Below are 3,975 nucleotides of genomic sequence, written 5' to 3' on the forward strand. Positions count from 1 at the left end.
TTGCGAGTTGGGTTTCACAGATTGCAGATAAGACAAACGAGGAAGCCCAGCCGGGCATTCAAAATGTTGATGAGAACGGCAAGGTACTGATTAACGCGCTGGAAGGCAAGAAAGGCTGGAAGGTGAATAACCTTGACGCTGTTTCCGGCCAGGTGGTGCAGGCCGTGCAAGCAGGTGAAGCGTTTGCAGGGTCGTTTGATTACGACGAGGTAACACCCACCTATGAGCAGCGCAAGATTGCTCCGGGAGCTGAGAACCTGCCCTACCCGGCGGCGCCGGGTGAGAAGTGGATTGACATTAACCTCACCACGGCGCAAATGACGTGCTACGAGGGTACGGAGGTTGTGCGCGGCCCGATTCCTGTAGTGCCGGGCAAGCCTTCCTCACCAACTGTGGACGGGCATTTCAACGTGTATTTGCAGTATGAGAGCCAAACAATGCGTGGGCTGAATGATGACGGTTCACGCTACGTGGAACCGGATGTGCCATGGGTATCTTATTTCCACGAGTCTTATTCGATTCATGCGGCTCCTTGGCAACGCACGTTCGGTTGGACGGGACCGGGCGGCTCACATGGTTGTGTGAATACGCCAACGTCCGACGCGGAGTGGATTTATCATTGGGCTGACCTTGGCACCTCGGTGATGTCTCACTACTAGAGGCACCTGCCTAAAGAGATCTTCAAATACTTATCCCCGGAATGAACCGGATCCATTAGTTCATTCCGAGGATAGTTTGTAAGCAGTGTACAGGTGCGTCAAATACGCTTGCGTCCCTTAAATCCTGGAGGACTCAACCCTTTCTTGATACGGTCAATATGGCAGTTCCGTCAAATACAGGAGGAATAATGAAGAATTGGTTGCGCGCCACAACTGCTTTTGCAGGAGCGGCAGCACTGACACTGGGAGGCGCTGTTGCCGCTACAGCAGCGAACAGTGTTGACGACGGTAGCAACGTAAAGACCTTCGATGTTACTTGGAGCGACAAGGTAGAACGGTACGATCCGGCGCTTGAAGGCACCAAAATTGACGTGCTTCTATACTGCGAGGTCTACGAATTCAAAGACGGTAAATCAACGGGCAAATTCCTTAACTACGAGTGGCCAAGGCTAACGCTCACCGTTGGTAAGGACGAGCAGATTCCGCTTAATCTAGACCTCGGCAAAAAAGAGTACAAGGACGTTGACAAGATCGGCGTTCAGGACTGCTACGCGTACCGCGCCGGGAAGTGGGGGCCTAGCCAGTTCTCTTTCGGAACCGGCTATAGTGAGGGTGTTAAGCAGATCGGTATGTATCAGCAGGCCAACACCGATTTCGCATTCGAGTTGGTTGAAGGCGAGTGGGATGGCGAAACCTATCTAGGTGAGGTTCCCGAGGGCAAGGCACCCACAATCACAATTGGAGTGTCGCAGCATAAGGCTGGAGGCGCAGTTACGGAAGATGGCGAAAAAATCTACGAGCCCCTCATCACCAAGGGTGGCGACCCTGCGGCAAACAAGTATGTTTTTGCCAATGGGGATTCTCATAGGCCTTCTGCCGATAACGTAGGCAATCAAGATAGCCCAATTACTCGCGCTGCAATTGGTAATAGCCTGGACATGTTCTCTGGCTACACGGGTCGTTTCAGGTGGTACCAGTTGACCGCTTCGATTGACGATCCCGAGGATGCCAAGCTCTTCCGTATTGAAAGCGTTGAGGGAAACGACTCCGATGGTTGGACTGTGAAGGTAAGCTCGGCTGTCCGCACGATGACTCCCGAGGCGCCAACTCTAGTAGAGGCTAATAAGTGCGGCGTTGAGGGCACGGTACAGCTTCCCAAGTCCAAGTACTTCGACTATGAGGTTGTGACCGAAGGGACCGCAGTTTCGGTAGCAGCCCTAGTGAAGCAGGATTACAAGGGCAAGATCGAAGTTAAGGGCGACACCGAGTGGGAGTTCAATGTGGCTCCCAAGCCGTGCACGATAGCTCCAGCTGAAGAGTTGACCACCCCGGCTGCTCCGAAGCTGGTCAATCCTTCTGCTGACGATCCTTTTTCTTGCACCGTCGAACCGTACGTGACTATCCAGAAGACCGAGGGCGTTGCCTACACTGTTACTGCAAACGATGTTGAGCTGAAGGCTAACAAGGACGGCAAGTACATCTACCCGTACAACTCGAAGGTAGAAGTAAAGGCCTCCGCGCTAGAGGGTTACTTCTTCGCTGAAGACGCTGTAACTGCGTGGACCTGGGATAGCCACGATACTGCGATGGACCCAGCATGTAAGCCGGCTCAGCCGAAGAAAAAGCTTGCTACAACCGGTGTTGAGGTCGCTTCCCTAGTTGGCCTCTCCGCAGTGCTGCTTCTTGCAGGTGGCGCGCTAACCGCACGCAGGTTCATGTAACCAACAAGCAACACGCATCCTGCCACAGGCATTAGTTGCAAAGAACCCCCGGAGGGCAACTGAGATCACTCAGATTCCTTCCGGGGGTTTACTTTACCCATATAACCTAGGCTTATTCGCACCTAGTCATCATCGTCGAGTTCAAGCTCCGGAGTTTCCGCGCGAGCTTGCTCAAACACTTCTGCCGCAGCCGAGAGGTTGATGACGCCGATAACAAGCCCAACCGCAATGTCTGGCCAGGGGCTGAACCAAAACGCGGTGACAACGCCAGCGGCAAGGATTAAAAGGTTTGCGAGCACATCATTGCGCGCCGCCAGCCAGGCACCTCGCACTAACGCTGTATCGTGCTTACGCAGTTGCAGCAGCAGTAGCGCGCTGGCGAGGTTGATTAGCATTGCGATGATGGCGGTCACCGACAGGGTGAGTGGCTCTGGCGGCTCCCCGGAGATCATCTTCCATATCGCGGTGCCAAATGCTGCCACGGCGGGAATCAGGATGAGGCCGGCAAGGCCGTAGCTGGCTTTCCTCCTGCTGGCTACCGACCAGCCCAGGGCGGTGAGCACAAGCATGTTGATGAGGAAGTCTTCAAGGAAGTCGGCGGCATCTGCAAAGAGTGCGGCTGAGCCAATGATCGAGGCGATCACCAGCTCAATGATGAAGCCGATGAGGTTTAGGATGGCAACCCAAGCAACGATTCGCCGGGCACGAGTGTCAAGATTCTTAGCGGTATACACGAGCATCGATTGTAGCTAATATCCTCGGATGCTTCACGCGTCATCCTTTCCTCCGTGATGGTTCTTATTGGTGCACGTTGGTTCCCTGTGACGGGGCACTAATCGAACAGAGTTAATGTGACCGGATAGCAATAACAAAACACCTCCCAAGCATTAGCTGGGAGGTGAAATGTTTTGCGTGAACTAGCTGCCTAAATAATGAGGAAGCCAGTTACTGCTAGCCGGGTAGGCCCGCCGTCTAGCGGGCCCACCCGCACTTGCTTATGCGCGGCGGCGTTTGGATACAGCCCAAATTCCCGCAACGAGCAGGGCCACGCCCACTACTGCCAGGCCTTGAACTGCCACGCCGGTGCGAACCAACGGAGGCGGGGTGTCCTTTGTGTTGGTAACCACGAAGCCGTCGGCTGCGCTACCGCTAATAGAGGAGGTGTAGCCAGGAACTTCTACCTCAACAACCGTGTAAACGATCTCAGTCTTTTCACCATCAACCGTTACATACTTCGGCAGGTCCGTAAATGTTCCCTTCCAGCCGTTCTCAGCGGTCAGCTCCAAAGACTTATCCGTCTCCTTACCATCAGCCAACAGCTTGATAGTCACAGAGTCAGGACGGTCAGCCTCCGCATCACCAGACCACTTCTTCTCCACAGGCACCGAGGTAACGGGCGGAGCTTCCTTGGTATTGGTGACCACGAACCCGTCAGCTGCGCTACCGCTAATAGAGGAGGTGTAGCCAGGAACTTCTACCTCAACAACCGTGTAAACGATCTCAGTCTTTTCACCATCAACCGTTACATACTTCGGCAGGTCCTTGAAGGTGCCCTTCCACTCGTTCTCAGCGGTCAGCTCCAAAGACTTATCCGT

General features: G+C 54.1%; 4 protein-coding genes. 2 read left to right on the forward strand and 2 right to left on the reverse strand.

What is annotated here, in order from left to right; all coding sequences use genetic code 11:
- Both HMPREF2854_RS08425 and HMPREF2854_RS08430 read left to right on the forward strand, forming a co-directional pair.
- On the forward strand, nt 1-659 hold a 659-nt coding region (locus tag HMPREF2854_RS08425), incomplete at its 5' end, for a L,D-transpeptidase (protein WP_148130941.1).
- 188 nt (nt 660-847) lie between these two features.
- Nucleotides 848-2,380: a hypothetical protein gene (locus HMPREF2854_RS08430; RefSeq protein WP_070621245.1), complete on the forward strand. Its 1,533-nt coding sequence runs from the start codon at nt 848-850 to the stop codon at nt 2,378-2,380.
- 122 nt (nt 2,381-2,502) lie between these two features.
- Here the strand turns inward: HMPREF2854_RS08430 and HMPREF2854_RS08435 are convergent, their stop codons facing one another.
- Nucleotides 2,503-3,120, reverse strand: a complete 618-nt coding sequence (locus HMPREF2854_RS08435; RefSeq protein ID WP_070621246.1) for a cation efflux transmembrane domain-containing protein — start codon at nt 3,118-3,120, stop codon at nt 2,503-2,505.
- A 255-nt stretch (nt 3,121-3,375) separates the two neighbouring features.
- The coding region (locus tag HMPREF2854_RS08440; protein WP_148130942.1) for a Cna B-type domain-containing protein at nt 3,376-3,975 on the reverse strand (600 nt) is incomplete at its 5' end.

The sequence above is a fragment of the Actinomyces sp. HMSC075B09 genome (genome assembly GCF_001812395.1).
Taxonomy (GTDB): Bacteria; Actinomycetota; Actinomycetes; order Actinomycetales; family Actinomycetaceae; genus Gleimia; species Gleimia europaea.